General features: G+C 41.5%; 21 protein-coding genes and 1 pseudogene. 8 read left to right on the top strand and 14 right to left on the bottom strand.

The features are described 5' to 3' along the window. Positions 1–895 precede the first annotated feature (895 nt). From R2I63_RS10760 to R2I63_RS09740, 3 genes and pseudogenes are all read left to right on the top strand, one after another. Positions 896–1,060: pseudogene (locus tag R2I63_RS10760) on the top strand (superoxide dismutase); the annotation flags it as partial. 79 nt (positions 1,061–1,139) lie between these two features. Then, a complete protein-coding gene (locus R2I63_RS10765) occupies positions 1,140–1,256 on the top strand; it encodes a Fe-Mn family superoxide dismutase (protein ID WP_445083644.1) in 117 nt (38 codons plus the stop codon). A gap of 158 nt (positions 1,257–1,414) precedes the next feature. Beyond that, positions 1,415–1,765 (top strand): hypothetical protein, encoded by a 351-nt coding sequence (locus R2I63_RS09740; protein ID WP_316357304.1) that lies wholly within the window; start codon positions 1,415–1,417, stop codon positions 1,763–1,765. 326 nt (positions 1,766–2,091) lie between these two features. Here the strand turns inward: R2I63_RS09740 and R2I63_RS09745 are convergent, their stop codons facing one another. Further along, the gene (locus R2I63_RS09745; protein WP_316357306.1) at positions 2,092–2,454 is read right to left on the bottom strand and encodes a TMEM14 family protein; all 363 of its coding nucleotides are present in this window, start codon (positions 2,452–2,454) and stop codon (positions 2,092–2,094) included. A 120-nt stretch (positions 2,455–2,574) separates the two neighbouring features. Between R2I63_RS09745 and R2I63_RS09750 the strand changes: the two genes are divergently transcribed. Continuing rightward, positions 2,575–3,546, top strand: a complete 972-nt coding sequence (locus tag R2I63_RS09750) for an L-threonylcarbamoyladenylate synthase (protein WP_316357308.1) — start codon at positions 2,575–2,577, stop codon at positions 3,544–3,546. On the opposite strand, the gene R2I63_RS09755 is transcribed toward R2I63_RS09750, so the two are convergent. The 6 genes from R2I63_RS09755 to R2I63_RS09780 form a co-directional block, all read right to left on the bottom strand. Next, positions 3,536–3,943, bottom strand: a complete 408-nt coding sequence (locus tag R2I63_RS09755; protein ID WP_316357310.1) for a hypothetical protein — start codon at positions 3,941–3,943, stop codon at positions 3,536–3,538. The two genes, R2I63_RS09750 and R2I63_RS09755, sit on opposite strands and share 11 nt — an antisense overlap. Beyond that, a complete protein-coding gene (locus R2I63_RS09760; protein ID WP_316357312.1) occupies positions 3,940–4,521 on the bottom strand; it encodes a histidine phosphatase family protein in 582 nt (193 codons plus the stop codon). The genes R2I63_RS09755 and R2I63_RS09760 overlap by 4 nt, the downstream gene beginning before the upstream one ends. Further along, positions 4,518–5,294, bottom strand: coding sequence for a DUF748 domain-containing protein (locus R2I63_RS09765; RefSeq protein WP_316357313.1), 777 nt, complete (start codon positions 5,292–5,294; stop codon positions 4,518–4,520). Before R2I63_RS09765 ends, R2I63_RS09760 begins: the two co-directional genes overlap by 4 nt. A gap of 91 nt (positions 5,295–5,385) precedes the next feature. Next, on the bottom strand, positions 5,386–6,006 hold the full coding sequence (locus R2I63_RS09770; RefSeq protein ID WP_316357315.1) for an Lpg1974 family pore-forming outer membrane protein: 621 nt from the start codon (positions 6,004–6,006) through the stop codon (positions 5,386–5,388). Between the two features lie 99 nt (positions 6,007–6,105). After that, positions 6,106–6,279, bottom strand: coding sequence for a hypothetical protein (locus tag R2I63_RS09775; RefSeq protein ID WP_316357316.1), 174 nt, complete (start codon positions 6,277–6,279; stop codon positions 6,106–6,108). A gap of 149 nt (positions 6,280–6,428) precedes the next feature. Then, positions 6,429–6,611, bottom strand: a complete 183-nt coding sequence (locus R2I63_RS09780; RefSeq protein WP_316357318.1) for a hypothetical protein — start codon at positions 6,609–6,611, stop codon at positions 6,429–6,431. 108 nt (positions 6,612–6,719) lie between these two features. Here R2I63_RS09780 and R2I63_RS09785 point away from each other — a divergent pair, with 108 nt between their 5' ends. Further along, positions 6,720–7,139 carry a DUF6314 family protein gene (locus R2I63_RS09785; RefSeq protein ID WP_316357321.1) on the top strand — a complete coding sequence of 140 codons (420 nt, stop codon included), beginning with the start codon at positions 6,720–6,722 and terminating at the stop codon, positions 7,137–7,139. Next, on the top strand, positions 7,136–7,813 hold the full coding sequence (gene rlmB, locus R2I63_RS09790; RefSeq protein ID WP_316357322.1) for a 23S rRNA (guanosine(2251)-2'-O)-methyltransferase RlmB: 678 nt from the start codon (positions 7,136–7,138) through the stop codon (positions 7,811–7,813). The genes R2I63_RS09785 and rlmB overlap by 4 nt, the downstream gene beginning before the upstream one ends. Before the next feature lie 8 nt (positions 7,814–7,821). Here rlmB and R2I63_RS09795 read toward each other — a convergent pair whose 3' ends face one another. Genes R2I63_RS09795 through R2I63_RS09805 form a run of 3 tightly spaced genes read right to left on the bottom strand, consistent with a single transcriptional unit; the run spans position 7,822 to position 9,961 of the window. Next, positions 7,822–8,343, bottom strand: coding sequence for an SDR family NAD(P)-dependent oxidoreductase (locus R2I63_RS09795; RefSeq protein WP_316357325.1), 522 nt, complete (start codon positions 8,341–8,343; stop codon positions 7,822–7,824). A 54-nt stretch (positions 8,344–8,397) separates the two neighbouring features. Then, positions 8,398–8,526, bottom strand: a complete 129-nt coding sequence (locus R2I63_RS09800) for a hypothetical protein (protein ID WP_316357327.1) — start codon at positions 8,524–8,526, stop codon at positions 8,398–8,400. Further along, positions 8,504–9,961, bottom strand: coding sequence for a trehalase family glycosidase (locus R2I63_RS09805; RefSeq protein ID WP_316357330.1), 1,458 nt, complete (start codon positions 9,959–9,961; stop codon positions 8,504–8,506). Before R2I63_RS09805 ends, R2I63_RS09800 begins: the two co-directional genes overlap by 23 nt. 104 nt (positions 9,962–10,065) lie before the next feature. Here R2I63_RS09805 and R2I63_RS09810 point away from each other — a divergent pair, with 104 nt between their 5' ends. Both R2I63_RS09810 and R2I63_RS09815 read left to right on the top strand, forming a co-directional pair. After that, positions 10,066–11,961 carry a sulfatase-like hydrolase/transferase gene (locus R2I63_RS09810; RefSeq protein ID WP_316357332.1) on the top strand — a complete coding sequence of 632 codons (1,896 nt, stop codon included), beginning with the start codon at positions 10,066–10,068 and terminating at the stop codon, positions 11,959–11,961. A 283-nt stretch (positions 11,962–12,244) separates the two neighbouring features. Beyond that, positions 12,245–12,778, top strand: coding sequence for a hypothetical protein (locus R2I63_RS09815; RefSeq protein WP_316357334.1), 534 nt, complete (start codon positions 12,245–12,247; stop codon positions 12,776–12,778). Here R2I63_RS09815 and R2I63_RS09820 read toward each other — a convergent pair. From R2I63_RS09820 to R2I63_RS09835, 4 genes are all read right to left on the bottom strand, one after another. Continuing rightward, positions 12,744–13,478, bottom strand: a complete 735-nt coding sequence (locus tag R2I63_RS09820) for a hypothetical protein (RefSeq protein ID WP_316357336.1) — start codon at positions 13,476–13,478, stop codon at positions 12,744–12,746. The genes R2I63_RS09815 and R2I63_RS09820 overlap by 35 nt on opposite strands. A 37-nt stretch (positions 13,479–13,515) precedes the next feature. After that, complete coding sequence (locus R2I63_RS09825) at positions 13,516–14,331, bottom strand: alpha/beta hydrolase (RefSeq protein ID WP_316357337.1); 816 nt, start codon at positions 14,329–14,331, stop codon at positions 13,516–13,518. Between the two features lie 428 nt (positions 14,332–14,759). Beyond that, on the bottom strand, positions 14,760–15,293 hold the full coding sequence (locus R2I63_RS09830) for an IS630 family transposase (RefSeq protein WP_316359810.1): 534 nt from the start codon (positions 15,291–15,293) through the stop codon (positions 14,760–14,762). Then, the gene (locus tag R2I63_RS09835; protein WP_316357341.1) at positions 15,217–15,585 is read right to left on the bottom strand and encodes an IS630 transposase-related protein; all 369 of its coding nucleotides are present in this window, start codon (positions 15,583–15,585) and stop codon (positions 15,217–15,219) included. The genes R2I63_RS09830 and R2I63_RS09835 overlap by 77 nt, the downstream gene beginning before the upstream one ends. Positions 15,586–15,862 lie beyond the last annotated feature (277 nt).

A 15,862-nucleotide genomic window follows, 5' to 3' on the forward strand; every position in this document is an offset into this window, starting at 1 on the left:
ACCATATAGCGGAGGTTCGAGAGAAAATCAAAATCAAACTGACTTTCAAACTTGTGTTGTCGATTTAAAGACCAGGCATCTACTGCTCCTTCAATTATACAAAGGGCGATTCCTGCACCATAGGCAATGGGAAGAAGCAAAAGGACACTTGCTGGAATAATTCCAAACCTGATCCCATAACTCACAAGAAACCCGGCTGCACTTACGAAATTTGCAGGTACACCTAGCAATCGAGCTGAGGTGTCACAAATCTCTTCTGTGTCTCCATGGTCAATTGAATGGCCTAGTGATTTAAGAGTATAATAGATATCGATAGGTAAATATAGAAGGTTTGAGCCTCCAGGGTAATTAGGAAATCCAGCGACCTCATAGGGTGCAATTTTGTCTGGATCAGTCACATGATGACGAAAAACATTTGCAATTTTGAAATGGTTTTTATGCGTAGAGGTACCGTTCCCTTCGGCGGGGATAAGATGAGGAACCAAGACAAAGCTATGGCTGGAACCACTTATCGAAGTATTAGCTTCCATTATTTATCACCTAATCGATACTTTTTAATAAATATATTATAACAAAAATATAAGTTTTAGTAAACTGTTTCTATTAAGTAACATAATAATTAAAATTTTAGTTTGAATATATTAAATTTTTTTAAATTTACCTATTCTTTGTTTTTTTCGGATCTCTTTTTGGCAGGAGCTATCAAATTAAAAAATTTCCCTTACTTACTAGGGAAATTGGATGGAATCAATGATTCGGTGCTCGAAATGCACTTTATGCTCTATCAAGGGTACATCAAAAACACCAACGCCTTGGCTCAGTCTCTCAAAAGATGGATGAAAAAACGATTGCCTACGGCGCTTTAAAAAGACGCTTTGGCTGGGAGTTCGATGGGATGGTTCTTCATGAGCTTTATTTCGAGAACCTTGGGGGGAAACAGCCCTTGTCACCCAAGAGCAGGCTTTATCGCAAAATTGTAGAGAACTTTGCTTCCTTTGAAAATTGGAGACAAAACTTCTTTGCTACAGAAATAATCCGGGGAATTGGCTGGGTGATTCTTTATCAAGATCCTGCGGATGGGCAGCTCCATAATATTTGGGTAGATGAACACAATATCATGAGGCACACTTCTTCCTATCATGGATGTGTGGGAGCATGCTTATCTTACAGAGTATGGTCTCAATCGCGGAGGGTATATTGAGGCCTTTTACAAGAATATTGACTGGGGTGTTGTTGAGCGTCGGTTCCAGAAATAGTATAAATCCATCCCAAACAGCGTCATTTTAGGCTGCTTCAAAAGCTCAACTTGGCCTTTCTGTATCGGTTGTCTAGAACTTTATAGTGGTTTGCTGCTGAATATAATATGTGGTAAGATTCAACAGTTATGCGAAGTTTTATATTAGCAATTAGTATTTTGTGGGTGCTGGGTTTAAGTGGAACGGAAATTGTAATTGTCACCGTTCCCAAGCCCGGGACTCATCTGATAAAAAAGCTCCTAGAGTTAGTGGACGAGGAAGGGCACTACCCGACTTATTACACCGATGAGTTTTATGCGTCCGAAGAATTAATGGAGTGTTACCAGAAAAGGGTTCTTCTGGTGCGAGATCCACGCGATGTCTGTCTGTCATGGATTCGATATGTCGCGTCTGGGCAAGCAGATGGAATAGATGAAGATATTCGCAATTTGCCAAACGAAGCAAAGACCCATTTTCGAGAGCTTGGGATAGGCAGGCAAATAGAGTACGTGATTCGAGGGTATAGTTAACAATCAGAGGTTTCTGGAATCCACCCAACCTTAATTTACTTTCCTCTCAGCCCGTATGAGGCAGCAGCAAAACATGCATACAATCCTGAAACCTTTACCTGTCGGTTTGAAAACCTCACTGGACCGAAGGGAGGAGGGACTCTAGTGCTCAACGAATAGAGATAAAAAAACTTCTAACTTTTTTGGGGATTCAGATTAGTGATGAAATGTTTGAAAAGGTCATTGAGGAGCTCTTTGGAGGGACGAAGACGTTTAACAAGGGACAGGTAGGGCGGTGGAAGCAAGACTTTAATCGAAAAAACAAAAAGCTTTTTCAAAAGAGACGTTCACATCTGCTTACGACTTTTGGCTACGGGTCCTAATTTTTTGAGAATAAACATTAAAAAAACAAGGGTCGCGGTCGTGAGAAGGAGCATTGCTCCAGCAGGAAAAAGTGTCTGAGTAATGACAAATCGATAAGAGAAGAATGCGTCGAGAAGAAGAATTAGCACGATTGCAGTCATTAATCCCCACCGATGAAAGGTCATAATTTTAACACTTAAATAAAGAAGTGATAGACCAAATAGGCTCCCCATGACTAAAGATGGGATGCTTTGCTTCATTGCAAAACCCATAACGCCTCCTGAGAATACAAAGAGTGCATAAATGAGGACAACTAATCCAATTTTTTTTAATGCTTGTTTTTCCATTCCCCCATTGTAACCATTTTTTGGGAAATTGCAAGAGAAAGTACAAAATCAATCAGGGGTTGTATTTAAATTGTAAAATGGTAATAATGCTTTGACTAAATTGTTAGTGAATGGGAACACATGTACACCGAATACTTTGGACCGGTAAATCGCGAGGATCTTGGGTGCTCTTCGGCTAAGCTTGAGAGTGCAGCACGAAAACTGCAGCAGGGGGGGCTTGTTGCTTTTCCTTCTGAAACTGTTTATGGGCTCGGGGCGACAGTCTTAAATGAAGGAGCTTTGAAGAGACTTTATCAGGTTAAGGAGCGCCCTCAAGACCGCTCACTTTCGGTTCATATTGCCAACTTTAGTCAGCTCCAATTTGTTGCAGCAGATATCCCTCTAGAGGCTCATGCTCTTGCTAAAGAGTTTCTTCCTGGCCCACTCACTCTCATTTTGAAAAAGAGTCCGAACCTATCGAGTCTCATTACTGGCGGAAAGAAGACTATTGCAGTCCGAATTTCTTCGGACCCTATTGCCCGCCGGTTGATTGAATTAACAGGTTGTCCCCTTGCAGCTCCTTCTGCTAACCAGTCAGGGAAACCGAGTCCTACTAGGGCTAGCCATGTGCTTGAAGATTTTAATGGGAAAATTGAAGGTTTGGTTGATGGAGGGCAAACGAGATTTGGAATGGAATCAACTTTAATCTCTTTAGAAGATCCAGCGTGTCCAACTCTGTATCGTTTTGGCGTGATTCCTCAGAAAGAAATTGAGCGAGTGCTCAATAGAAAAGTGCCGGTTCATCCCCTGGCTTTGGTTTTAAATGGGAACTCAAATCTTACCAAAATGCGTAGTGCCGTTCGCCTTTTCTCTTCGTGGGAAGAAATGAAGATTTATCTTAAGCTCAGTTCAAAAAGTAAGCGATTGATTATGAGCGATGAACCGTCTTTGGTAAGTGATGGAGTTCACTTTCAGTTAAAGTCTACTAATCTGTACGAAGGACTTCGTATTGCTGAGCGTGATGGTTACGCAGAGGTGCTTGTCTTATGCACTCCAAAGTTGAAGCAAAATATCCTTCTTCTTAATCGTTTGAAGCAAATCGCTAGGACTTAGAAGCGCTATCTAGTTCGTCAGTAATCTCGTCGAGGACGTGAAAAAGAGGAACCTTCTTGCGGTGTCCATACTGGATGAAGGCAGAGAGAAGATGTTTAAGTGGAGAATCGGAATTCTTTGAGTCGTAGCTGCGGGCAGCATCGATAAGTGTTGTTTCTCCAATAAAGGGGGCACCCCAAGGAGTTGAAAGAGCAAAGTGAACCACTTCAGCCTGCTCTTTTAATTTTGTTGCTTTAAGTGCAATAGTCGCATCGGTATCGAGCCTTTGAATATCAGCAGCAATTTTCTCAAGAAATTTTGGGTCATTTGCGATAATATCTTGAGAAAGGAGCATCTCCCAATCGTCATGAAGGGCACGGAGATCTGCACGTAATTTGTCTATAATTTCTTGTTTCATTTGCTCTTCCTATTATAGTGAGATGTGTCGTTCCAAAGCTTTAAGGCTCGTTTAGTATGTTCATATCCTAAAATAGAAAGTGATGCTGTGGCAAGGGAAAAACGTCTTGAACTATCGATTGGAAGTTCAAGCCACTGGGTAACAAAGGCACGTGAAAAATGACCACTAGTAAAGACAGCGATTTTTCCTTCTAATCCCTCTATTTTTTTTATGAATTTATTTGCACGGGCTAGGAGTGCTTCAATAGACTCTCCATTTGGTGCACCATAAGTAAAGACATTCCACTTTGGGTTTGTTTCATGAATTTCCTTGGAAGTCAGTCCTTCGTAAGCACCATAGTCTACTTCTACAAGGTCTTTATCAATTTGAGGATCAAATCCGCAGATTTTGCAGGTGTCAAGTGCTCGTTTAAGAGGGCTTGAAAAAATGTGGCTAAACTTAATAGACTCTATGCGTCTCCCTAAAGAGGCAGCCTGGTATTCCCCCGTGTCTGTAAGAGGAATATCGGTTAGGCCCGTATGTTTTCCATCTCGAGCCCACTCCGTTTCTCCATGACGAATGATATAGATTTCTCTCACTGAGCTTCTTCAAACTCCACTTCATACTTTTCCCAATCGTTATCAAGAAGAATGACATCAGAGAAAAGCCCTTTTATGGAATCCATAACACCTCCTCTTGAATCACTTGGGTCCAGGACACCTTCAAGCATATTTTGAAGACCTTCTTTACTGAAGATATTGCGAAGTGTTTCTTGCATGACGATATTCATGATTTGTGAGGTGGGAATGCCGCCTTCGCTACTAATATTTGTCAGCTCGATCCGATCAATGGGTCGCAGCTTTTGGTTGGCTTTTCCAGCAGCCTTATAGGCAAGCTCGATCTTAAGATCTGTAATAATGAGCTTTTTAATAAGGACCGAAGTTGATTTTCCACTCTTCTTTGCCTTAGCTTTTTCGTCACTAGTAGACTTGCTCATATTATTCATAATTATTGTCCAGTTCCCATTCTTACTTCTGGAAGAATCAAACGCTAGACCCACATAAACATCATCCATTGTCATTTCATCAATTACAATATTATCATCAAAGAAGCGAGTGAGAGGGACATTGATACCCAATTCATCTACTGAAAGAGCGCGAGGCGTCTTTTTATATTCAGGTGGGTTTCCCACTCGAATTGAGTCAACTCGAACGCTAGATGGGCTAACTTGAATGTCTCCAATCGTAACAGATACTCCTGCTTCTTTCGATAATTTGTGAGAAATAATTGTAGGAAGCATATTCCACACAAGGATTCCTCCAAGAATTAAAACAACAATAATTCCGAAAATAATAATGAGAGCCTTTTTCATGCGCAGCACCATATAATTAGTCTTTATTCGGACTATTTCTGATTAAGAATTATTTGACCAGGGCTTTTTGCGTAGAGACCGGCATCACTCTTTAAAAATTGAAGGTGGCTCGTGTTGTCAGACCGTGTAGAGCGACAAGGCCCGTGTCTAGCCACGTCTGTTTTGCTTGGTCGGCAGGTGCACTTGTCGAGCGGAAGACTTCTTGAAGATTGCTCCAGATTGACATTTTATACCCAGTAAAAACCTCCATTCTCCACGAAGTAAAGCTCTTCTGATAAGAAGGACCGAGAAGAAACTGCAGTGTATAGGAGACTCTGTAGTCATCGTAGCGTACGTCTCGAATAGGGACTGCTGGGTTGTCTCCAGGCTGAGGGATCACACTGGTTTCTTGTTTGGCATGGTTTTGATAGTGCCCGACGACAAGAGCAGTGGTCATTTTTCCGGTAGCGTAGAAGTCACGTCCCCAAAACCAATCGAAGCTAAGTCCTCCGCGCAGTCCAAATCCCCAGTATTTCCATCGATTATTAATCATCGTATTATTGAGCTCTGCGTCGAAATAACGTACCTTCCATCCCTGATGGAGCCATACTCCCGTCAAGCCTCCAAGAAGATTCATGCGCAGGTGCGGGTTACCAAAAGGGTGAAAGACTCGGTGAGCCATGAGTTCTGCCATTTTGTAATGGAGGTAAATATGACTTGTTGTATGATCCACAGGGGCTGGAAAAACCTGAGGGTAGGTTCCTGTAATGAATCGGTTCTCATTTACTGGTGGGCGCTCGGCCCTGTTATGCCCCTCCAGATGGATATAGGTCTACTCAAAATCGACTTCCCAAAAATTAAGGGCGCGGTAATAACCAACAGCAAAGCGGTAGCCTGGTTCCCAATTAAACTTTGCTCGCTCGATATTTCCCTGAGCATATGAATCGCTTTGCCCCCATGATGGCGTGTCCATCCGAATCGCGTAGTCTAGTGCTCCTTCACTCACAGTTCAATAGAGGAATTCCCCAGAAACAAGAATTGTTTCATCATTTTTGTAGCAAGAGTTGTTTTTCCAGCCCCTGAAGCTCCTGCAATCCTAATTGCAATTGAGGAAGCAAAAAGGAGGGGCTTAAAAAACATAAGAGAAATAAAAGCTTAAGCTTCAAAATCGCGATCCATGACAGTTTTTCTCCCATCAGCTTGAGCGTTGCTCACTGCTTTTTCACACGCGCTGTGAACAATTTGGGTTAGAGCCTCCATTGCAGATGCAGAGGTGTTCATTCCAGATTTTTCTTTAATCATTTTTTTGACTTTAGAGACTACAACGAGGACTTCCATAATTGGTTCCTTGGGGTTAAAGTTTAGATCTATATCCTTATATCTAATTTTTTATTTAGCGACAAATCAAACTTCCATTATACTTCTAAAAGGTGTTACACTCTTTACATGAAGAAAGAAGATTTGATCGGAAAGTGGAAGATCCAGCGAGAGATTTCAGCCTTGGATGGAACGCCTAAAGGGAGAATGTGGGGGAGTGGATTCTTCGATATTTATGAAGGAAATCAACTCCTATATCAGGAACAAATGTGTCATGAAACGCAGCACGAAGAACTTCTGTTTGCCACAAAGTTTTACCGGTATCATTTTAAGCCAGAGCAGGTTTTGATTTATTTTTATCAAGAGGAAGATAGGCGTCTTTTTATGACGCTCCCTATTATTGATGGGGAACTCAAAGGGCATGCTGAGTGCAAAAGCGACTCGTATTTCCTTCAGTGGAATTGGGTTAATTCGAATAGCTTTTTGACGCGCTACTCGATTTCAGGACCGAAGAAAAATATCATTATTGAAAGTGAGTTTAGGCGATGAGAATAATTATGGGAAAACATGCCATAGAAGAAGTGGCGAAGAGGAACCCTGAGCGACTGATTAGAGTCTATTCCTATAAAAAAGAGAATCACTTAGGAATTGATGTAACCGTTGTTTCAAAACAAAAGCTTAGTGCGATGGCAGGTTCAGAATCCCATCAAGGGATTATTGCAGAAGTGAAGGAAAGAGAGTTTTTACTTCCTAAAGAGTTTCTAAAAACGGCGCCTGAGAAGAGCATTGTTTTGATGGTCGACTCGATCAATGATCCACAGAATTTTGGAACGATCCTTCGCGCTGCCGAATGTTTTGGTGTAGACGCGGTGATTTATTCTAAGAACCGCAACGTAGCTCTGACCCCTGTGGTGAGTAAAGCAAGCGTAGGTGCTTCTGAAATCGTTCCTTTAATGCCAGTATCGAACCTAGCTGATACTCTAAAGAAATTCCAGACGGGAGGCTATTTTTCGGTAGCAGCGGAAGTTGCCCCTGGTGCTCATTCTCTTTCTTCTTTTGAGTTTCCGATTCAAACCTTATTAATCATGGGGGCTGAGGGAAGTGGAATACAGCCTCTTCTCTCAAAAAATTCAGATTTCCACGTGATGATTCCGATGCAAGGATCGATTGACTCCCTTAATGTTTCACAAGCAACGGCAGTGTTCTTGTCTAAATTCCTCTGATGAGGCCACTATCGCAGGCAATGGCTTGACCGGTGATATAGGTGGCAGGTTCGAAAGCAAGAAAAGTCGCCAGGGCAGCGAAATTCTTCGGGCGTGTCGAGTCGTTTAGCGGGAACCAGCTCTGCAAGTTCTTCGATTGGAACTTTTAACTCCTCCATTCGGCGCGTATGGATGGATCCAGGCATAATGGCATTCACTGTGATGCTATCGCTAGCAACTTCCGCTGCAACAGTTTTCATGACTCCTAAAAGGCCAGGTCGGTAGGCATTTGAGATCGTAAGCTCAGGAATTGGTTGTTTTGATGAAGAGGACGTAGAGAGGATGATGCGTCCCCACTTCTGTTTTTGCATGTGAGGAAGGGCCGTGTGGATCGCTTGAATAGCTGACATCCAGAGATTATGATATCCATTTTCCCAATCAGAGGAGCTCAATTCGAGGAAATTCTTTTTAGGGGGACCTCCTGCATTTGTGACAAGGATATCAATGGGGCCAACGCTTTCAACAATAGTCTTCCCGGCATCTTTTGCCAAAAGATCACATGCATAAGGTGTGGCGTTAGGGAGTTTATCTGCGGCTTCTTTGGCTCAAGAAAATTCATGAGAGGTAATGGCAACATGGACGCCTTCTTCTGAAAGGGCTTTTGCAATGGCAAAGCCAAGACCTGTAGACGACCCTAGAATGAGGGCTTTTTTATTTTTGATTTTCAAATCCATCAAGGAGCTCCATAAGTTTTAAAGCAACACCGTTGGTCCAACCAAATCCTTGTTGCAGTTCATACTCTCCACGAGAGACATTAGCTGTGCATTCACGGACGTTATATTTTTCAAGAAGAGTTTCTTTTTCGTTGAAGATCTTTTCATTGAGTGCAAGCCAGCGGCGGGCACCTTCTAGTGCTAAGTCTGTGTAGCCATAGTTGAGAAGTCCCTTGATGGTAATCCACTCAAGGGGAGCCCAACCATTCGGCATATCCCACTGATGCGTACCTTCGGTAAGGGAGGTGACAAAGCCGCCATCCAAAAGAAAATCTTTTTCAAGTTTTTTGGCAACGGCGCTTGCCTGATCCTCTGTCGCAACCTTGACAAAGAGAGGGGTTGCTGCGGCAAGGGAATAGGTAGGAGTATGCTCTTGCAAAGGGAAATGATAGTCAAAGTAGAATCCATCCTTCCAAAAAATTCTCTGAATGGCAGTTTTTCTAAGTGCTGCAGCTTTTGAATAGCCCGTTTGCTCTATGTGAAGGTCTGCCGAAAAACGGATAAGGGTTTCTTCCATGTGATAAAGGAGGCAATTCAGATCAATGGGAAGAATATCGAGAGCCCAAATACTGGAGAATTCTTGTTGATTTCCTAGCCAACGGGAACTGAAATCCCAACCCGAAGCGCAAGCAGCACGAAGATTGCGGAAGAACTCGGGGTGATTTGAGGTTTTTGAAAGCTCAGTCTCCCTCTTGTAGGCTTCAGGGCGAGGAATATTAAGGGCATCAAAGTAGTGGTTGAGGCGTGTCCCATCTTTCAAGGTATGTGCATGCTCCATCCAGTAGCGGTATTCCTTCTCCAGATAAGGATAGTAGGATAGAGCGAATTCTTTTTCCCCAGCATCGTAGAGAAGAGTCAAAAGAAAGGAAAAGTATGGGGGTTGCGATCGAGAAGCAAAATAGACCCTGTTTCCATTTGGAATGAAGCCAAGCTCTTGAATCAAGAAGGCGAAATTCTCAACCATATCTTTGATCAAAGACACCTGTCCACTGACTAGGAGTCCCAGGGCTGTGAAATAACTATCCCAATAGAAGCATTCGCGGAATCGACCTCCGGGAACAATATGAGGATTAGGGAGTGAGATAAGCGAGCTATAGGGAGACGGGGCTTTCATTTCTTTTAGCAAGACGTCCCACATTTTCCAGATATAATCCTTCATATTCGAGGCTTTGGGAATGGATTCTTCAACTTCCTTCGGCAGGGAAAAGTGGGTTGTTACAAAGGATTTAAGATTGAAATTATCTTTATCTTTTTCATTGTTAAAGGTTTTGAGAATTAGCTTAGGGTCAGACTTAGGAGTGGCATCGACAAAAGTCTTTGCGTCTTTAAAGAGCGCCTCTTTTTGAACTTTTTCAAACAAAGGTCCTGAAGTCTGAATATATTTTTCAAGGTTCATTCTGTTCAACATAAGTAAAAATAAATAAAAAGCAATTGACAAAGTGAGTAGGTTTTGCCAGAAGGAGGATATAGGCGAGAAAATAAAAGTGGTCGGGGTAATCAATGGAAGGGGGAAAGTCTTCCAATTCTTTTTGGCAAAAAGCATTACTGATTAACCCATATTATTTTGCTCTTCTGCTTTTTGGAATGCTTAGTCTCAATGTATATCATGTGATCTCTCTCGAGCATGAGTGGACGGTTTCTCCTATTTTCTTTTTGTGTTATGCTTTGATTGAGAACATGTTAGAGGTTTTGACCTTAGTCTTTATTGGAAATGTAATCAAAACGTATCTTCCAAAAGTCTTTTACTACGGATTTGTAAGCCTGTGCTTTTTGTTTCTAGCTCTTCATTTAGTGGACTTTGTTTTACTTCGGTTTATGGATATTTCGGTTTTTTACGGGATTTTCTGGGTGCTTGGTGAAAGCATGGAGAATTTTATTGAACTTCTTCATATCACAGGGATTACAATCCAAACATGGCTTTTTTTGGCTGCAGGAGTTGTGATAATTATCCCATTGCTTGCCATGATTTTATATGGGCTAACGGGAAAACTGGCTAAAAAGCCCATGAAAATCACCCATAGAGGTCTGATGAAGACCCTTTTTTGCTTGCCGATTGGTCTTTTGGCGCTGGATTTAACAATTACACCCCAAATAGACACCCACGAATATCATTACTATCAACGAATTCTTCCATGGAAATCGACATTAATTTCTCAAGATGCACTCATCCTTCACATGGAGAAACCTCTAAAATCACTGATGGGAGAGGCTGAACTGTTGAAGAAAGTCCACTCTGTTCCCATGAGTGTGAGGGATAAACCTAATATCTACCTGTTTGTTGTAGAAAGTCTTAGAGAAGATTTCATGACTGAAGAGACTGCTAAAAACATTCACGAGTTTCGAAAGGAAAATATTGTATTTGGAAAAACCTATTCAAATGCCAATTGTACGCAAGATTCCTGGTATTCGATTTTTAGTGGAAATTATCCCTTCCATTGGGCGGAAGCAAAGGAAACACGGCAGTCTGGGAGCATTCCCCTGCAGGTATTGAAAAAACTGGGATATCACATCCATATCTATTCAGCCGCACAACTCAACTATTATGGGATGGCTCCTGTGATGTTTGGAAAGAATCATTACTTGGCGGACTCCTACAATGTCTATCCTCACTACTATCCTGTAGAAGCATGTGATTCGGATCAGAAGGCTGTAGAAAAGTTTTTGGTGGATTCTGATAAAAAATGGGCAAAAGAGGGGAATGTCTTTATTTTTTTTATCGAATCCACCCACTTTAATTATAGCTGGCCAAAAGATTACTTCACCCCCTTTATGCCGTTCAGCTCAGAAAAAACCCATCTGAGAATGTCGAATTCAATAAAGAACATTGAACTCATTAAAAACCGTTATCGCAATTCAATTCACTATATGGATTCTCTCTTCGGTCGGGTTATAGAAAAATTGAAAGAGCGGGATCTTTATAATGAAGGTGTAATCCTTTTTACTGGAGATCATGGTGAGGAGTTTTTCGAGGAAGGACAGCTATTTCATGCCTCTCACCTAAGTAGTATGCAGACTGAGCCTCCTATTTATATGAAGCTTGGAAATAATCAGAGGGCTTCAGATCTCGATCTTGATCAATTGAAAGTCTCTCAGGTTGATATGCTGCCTACAGTTCTAGACTACTTATTAGGGGATCAACCTTTTGATATATTCGATGGAGAGTCTATTTTCAAAGAAGAGCGGAAACCTTACATCGTATCAGCGCGGTTTAATGGAGCACGTGCACCTCAAGAGTTCTTCATTCTTGATGATAAGCATAAGTGTACCTTTCGATTTCAAGGGAGTGATGCACTAGAGCTTTGGGAAACAAAAGACCTATCTGGCCAGGTTATTGAGGTGAAAAAAGAGGATATTCAAAAGCATCTTTCCCCAATACTTAAGTCTCTATTTCATTAATAATAAAAAGGTTGAGTTTTTCTATTGACCTGTAATTTTTGTAATGTTGTACCATTACAATTATGAGGCTGTTTAGAACCAAAGAGACTCAGAAGTTTCAGGATGTAAAACTTTTGAGTTCGAAAAAACAGGTGCTTTTTGATAGGTTTTGTAGTTTGTAAGTGTTTAGAAATGGAAAATTCCGTCCATTTGGACAGACCTCTCCCTAGGAGAGACACAAATTTGGGGGATCTAGAACCGCTAGCTGATTCCTCTCGATCAGATTGCAGTAGTGGAACAGCATATGGATAGTCCATACACCTATGAAATTACATTCAAAAGTCCTTTAGTTGGTTCAACAGATTCGGTTACTAAAGGAGGCTGGGGAGATATGGCCTATTCGAGAATGTTTATGGGAACGAAGCTTACAGTGTGCTTTAACCCGCTTAAGAATTTGATGAGTTTTCCAAAGGATGGATTTCAGATGGGGCTTCATTTGGAAGATTTCAGTTTCTTGTACAACAAAATGAGCTCTGTGGAAGGGACAGCTTTATCGACATTCTTAAAATATCATGGCTATATGTCAATTCTTGGATCTTTGAATCATCCGATGCATTTAGCAACCACAGTCAATAGCTTTAGAGTTTCGGGTGATGATGAGTTAAGCTTAGGGATTGCAATTCATGATACGGGTGATATTCCTCTCCCCCGTGCTGGGCAATATCCTAAGGGTGAATGCTTATCCAATCTTCAGAACAATTTGGATTCAGTTGAATTGACTACTCCGGAGATAGAAAAGACATTTAGGCATATGGAGTGGAGAGCTGCGTCACAATAAAGCTGCGCAAGAAGGTTTTATAGAGTTTGTCATCATAGTAAGCGGGAAAATGAGACAGGTCGGTTTCGGTCAGGATCGTTTCTACAATATTGAAGGCTCCCTCGACTTGATCTTCCTTACCTAAGCCTTCATAGGACAAGACATAGGTGACGGCATAGCGGGTTGCTTGTGAGAGGTTTTCCCATGTTAATCCTGCTTCTTCAAACCGCATTTTGATCTGCTGCGCGTAATCCACTAAAAGTTCTTTTGTGAGAGCCTCGCGGCGAGAAGGTTTAATAAGAGCTTTCTCTGTAGGGAAAGCAAGAGCTACTTCTATGTAAGGGACTAAGAGTTCTTCAAAGAAAGGGTCTGTTGCTTTTTCAGGAAGGTAGAGCGCATCCAGGCTTACCATCAAATAATGAACAGTATCTACTGCGGCCTTTCGCTTGTCTTTCAAACACATTTCAGTGTTAGATCCCACAAATACTCGGATAGACTCTATGATATGAGGGAGTTCTGCCCATGTGAATCCTTTTTCGTATTTTCGGTGTAGGAAATGGGCTAGATTAAAGAGATCTTTCTCTTCTAGTTTTGCCGTGGGGGGAGTAGGTGTTTCTAAAACCTGAAACTCCAAATCATCCTGCGTGACACTGCCATGATTGCCTTGTTCTAATGGAATCACAACTTCATAGTCTGGTGGTTGTTGTGGTAGATCTTGCATTGGGGAGAAGTCTACAATAAGTAGGGATTTTGCACAATCACTCTAGGGCGATAGAAAGCGCATTTTGGTATTTGGGGTGGAAACGAAGGTGGTTATGTGTTCCGTTTTCAATGGAGATAAGTGAAGTATCCTGTTTATCTTTAATAAGCCGAAGGAGTCGGATGCTCGAGTCATAGGGGATAAGTTCATCCTTTGTACCGTGGAAAATAAGAATAGGCGCATCAACACGGACAATCCACTGATCGGTTCTGAAGTGGTATTTCAGAAGCGGTGGGATAAGGAACCTGGGAACGTAGGGGATTTGCCGCGGTGTAAGATCAAGAATACTGAAATAGGGAGCTTCAAGAACAAGGGTTTTGGGGTCGTGATGAGAAGCGACATAGGTAGCAATTCCAGTGCCAAGCGAGCGCCCATAAATGATGATTTGGTCTTCTCGATAGAGATTATTGAGGTAGTTATAGCAATAATCTGCGTCATGGCAGAGGGCCTTTTCGCTTAGTTTTCCCTTGCTTTTTCCAAAACCACGGTAATCCATTACGAAGAGATCGTAGCCACGTGAGGTGAATTCTTGTGAGACCTTGCCCCAGTTTCCGGAAAGGTTGCCTCCACGTCCATGGAAGTAAAGGACAACCCCTTTCGGGTTTTGGGTTTTAAAATAGAGGGCATTGATACGAGCGCCTTCAGCGGTATCAAGAAATAATTCTTCAAAAAGCTCTTCGAAGTTGAAGACATAATCCTCCGAAAGCGTGGCTTTTTGGAATAGCATATCTTCCTGGTGGTAGTAGATGTGACCAATTGCAGCCACTGCCAAGATCAAACAGGAAGAAATTGTAATAAGAAGTTTTTTTCTCATACAGAATAGGGTACCAAAAAACTTAATTTATAAGGTGGAAAACATGGTTCTGGTTCAAAAATTTTCTACGAAGAAAGGTTTACTCAAGGCTGCTTCCGTTTCAGTGAGATCAGGCGGTTCTGGTGCAAAAAACGCTTGTCTTCTGTAAAATTGAATTTTTCATGTGTCAGGTGAGAGGTCAAAATAAGAGATTCTTATATCGAGGATAACCCATTCAAATGGAAGCATTTTTTCTGTTTGTCACACAACAATTATGAGGTGGATTCATCAATATGCTGTGGAGTTTAAGAAACGGCTTAAGAAATTTCTGAAACCATCCGATGATTTTTACAGAGTATAGAACAACTTTTCCAGGAGCATTGCTTATAATTAAAATAAAAAAATTCATCTATAGGAATGAAAGATATAGCTAAAGTGACTTAAATTAGTTATAGGCAGTGCTCCTTGAAAAGTTCGTCTATTCCACATTGATATTTTCTTCGCTTAGACTTTGCCTGTGCCCACTTGTGTTCAATAGGGTTTAGATCAGGAGAATAGGGAGGAAGATACTCCAAGGTATGGCCTGCAGCCTGGATCTTCTCTTGCATAGATTTGCTTTTATGGAATGAAGCATTATCCATAACCAGAATACTTTCAGAGGGAAGTTTCGGTAGCAAGTCCTCCTCTGCCCAAATGGAAAAGGCCTCTGTATTAATATTGCACTCGAATAACGCAAGTGTAAGGAGGCTTGTTCCAAGTAATGCCCCTATTGCATTTGTTCTTCCTTTTGCTCCCCAATCATGAGTGCCAAAACATCGCTGTCCTATTTTGGAGTAACCGTGGGTGCGGGGCATATCATGGGCAAACCCGCTTTCATCAATATATACAATTGGCTTTCCCAAACGTTTATATTCTGCGATTTTTCCTTGAAAGATTTGTCTTTTTGTTTCGCAGGCCTTGGGATGGTTGAGCGTTTTTTTTATAGCTAATTCTTAACCTCTTCATGGCACACCGAATGCCTGAAGTGCTTACGTTGAGACGATGTGCTCGTTCATAGTTGAAGGCATCAGGGTATTTCTTGATATCCTCCATCAAGATCTCTCTATCAATCTTTATTGCAGGTCTGATTTTAGTGCGCCTCGGCTCTAACCTCTTAGACCAGAGAAACACACTATTTACACTTACTCCAAAGCGTCTTGCTACTTGGGCAAAGCTTAATTTTTCTTTGCTTCGGATTGATAGAACTTTTTTTCTAAAATCTAGCGAATATGTCATTCAAAAAATTATAACTAAAACGAAATATTTTAGCTATACTTTATCTAAAAAAATATTTATAGAGGATCTTTTTGGGATAGCAGCTTGATCTCACTGAAACGGAAGCAGCCTTGAGTAAACCTTTCCCCATAGAAAATTTTTGCACCAGAACCCTCTTGTTCGCTTCGATCATCATATGGTGTAAACTTCGAGGACAGAGCCTAGGTAGAATTGAAGTTGGATATTCCTCTTAGCTTATTACAGTAGATAGATCAAAGCGACAATTATAAGAAATTAC

This window comes from Candidatus Neptunochlamydia sp. REUL1 (assembly GCF_963457595.1).
Lineage (GTDB): Bacteria > Chlamydiota > Chlamydiia > Chlamydiales > Simkaniaceae > Neptunichlamydia.

What these genes read in the sequence shown, in the direction of transcription:
- rlmB (WP_316357322.1), top strand. Translation starts at nt 7,136, where the DNA reads ATGAGAATAATTATGGGAAAACATGCCATAGAAGAAGTGGCGAAGAGG.
- R2I63_RS09785 (WP_316357321.1), top strand. Translation starts at nt 6,720, where the DNA reads ATGAAGAAAGAAGATTTGATCGGAAAGTGGAAGATCCAGCGAGAGATT.
- R2I63_RS09745 (WP_316357306.1), bottom strand. Translation starts at nt 2,454, where the DNA reads ATGGAAAAACAAGCATTAAAAAAAATTGGATTAGTTGTCCTCATTTAT.
- R2I63_RS09815 (WP_316357334.1), top strand. Translation starts at nt 12,245, where the DNA reads ATGGATAGTCCATACACCTATGAAATTACATTCAAAAGTCCTTTAGTT.
- R2I63_RS09835 (WP_316357341.1), bottom strand. Translation starts at nt 15,585, where the DNA reads ATGACATATTCGCTAGATTTTAGAAAAAAAGTTCTATCAATCCGAAGC.
- R2I63_RS09800 (WP_316357327.1), bottom strand. Translation starts at nt 8,526, where the DNA reads ATGGATTTGAAAATCAAAAATAAAAAAGCCCTCATTCTAGGGTCGTCT.
- R2I63_RS09755 (WP_316357310.1), bottom strand. Translation starts at nt 3,943, where the DNA reads ATGAAACAAGAAATTATAGACAAATTACGTGCAGATCTCCGTGCCCTT.
- R2I63_RS09765 (WP_316357313.1), bottom strand. Translation starts at nt 5,294, where the DNA reads ATGAAAAAGGCTCTCATTATTATTTTCGGAATTATTGTTGTTTTAATT.
- R2I63_RS10765 (WP_445083644.1), top strand. Translation starts at nt 1,140, where the DNA reads ATGGATGTGTGGGAGCATGCTTATCTTACAGAGTATGGTCTCAATCGC.
- R2I63_RS09825 (WP_316357337.1), bottom strand. Translation starts at nt 14,331, where the DNA reads ATGAGAAAAAAACTTCTTATTACAATTTCTTCCTGTTTGATCTTGGCA.
- R2I63_RS09780 (WP_316357318.1), bottom strand. Translation starts at nt 6,611, where the DNA reads ATGGAAGTCCTCGTTGTAGTCTCTAAAGTCAAAAAAATGATTAAAGAA.
- R2I63_RS09750 (WP_316357308.1), top strand. Translation starts at nt 2,575, where the DNA reads ATGTACACCGAATACTTTGGACCGGTAAATCGCGAGGATCTTGGGTGC.
- R2I63_RS09810 (WP_316357332.1), top strand. Translation starts at nt 10,066, where the DNA reads ATGGAAGGGGGAAAGTCTTCCAATTCTTTTTGGCAAAAAGCATTACTG.
- R2I63_RS09820 (WP_316357336.1), bottom strand. Translation starts at nt 13,478, where the DNA reads ATGCAAGATCTACCACAACAACCACCAGACTATGAAGTTGTGATTCCA.
- R2I63_RS09805 (WP_316357330.1), bottom strand. Translation starts at nt 9,961, where the DNA reads ATGAACCTTGAAAAATATATTCAGACTTCAGGACCTTTGTTTGAAAAA.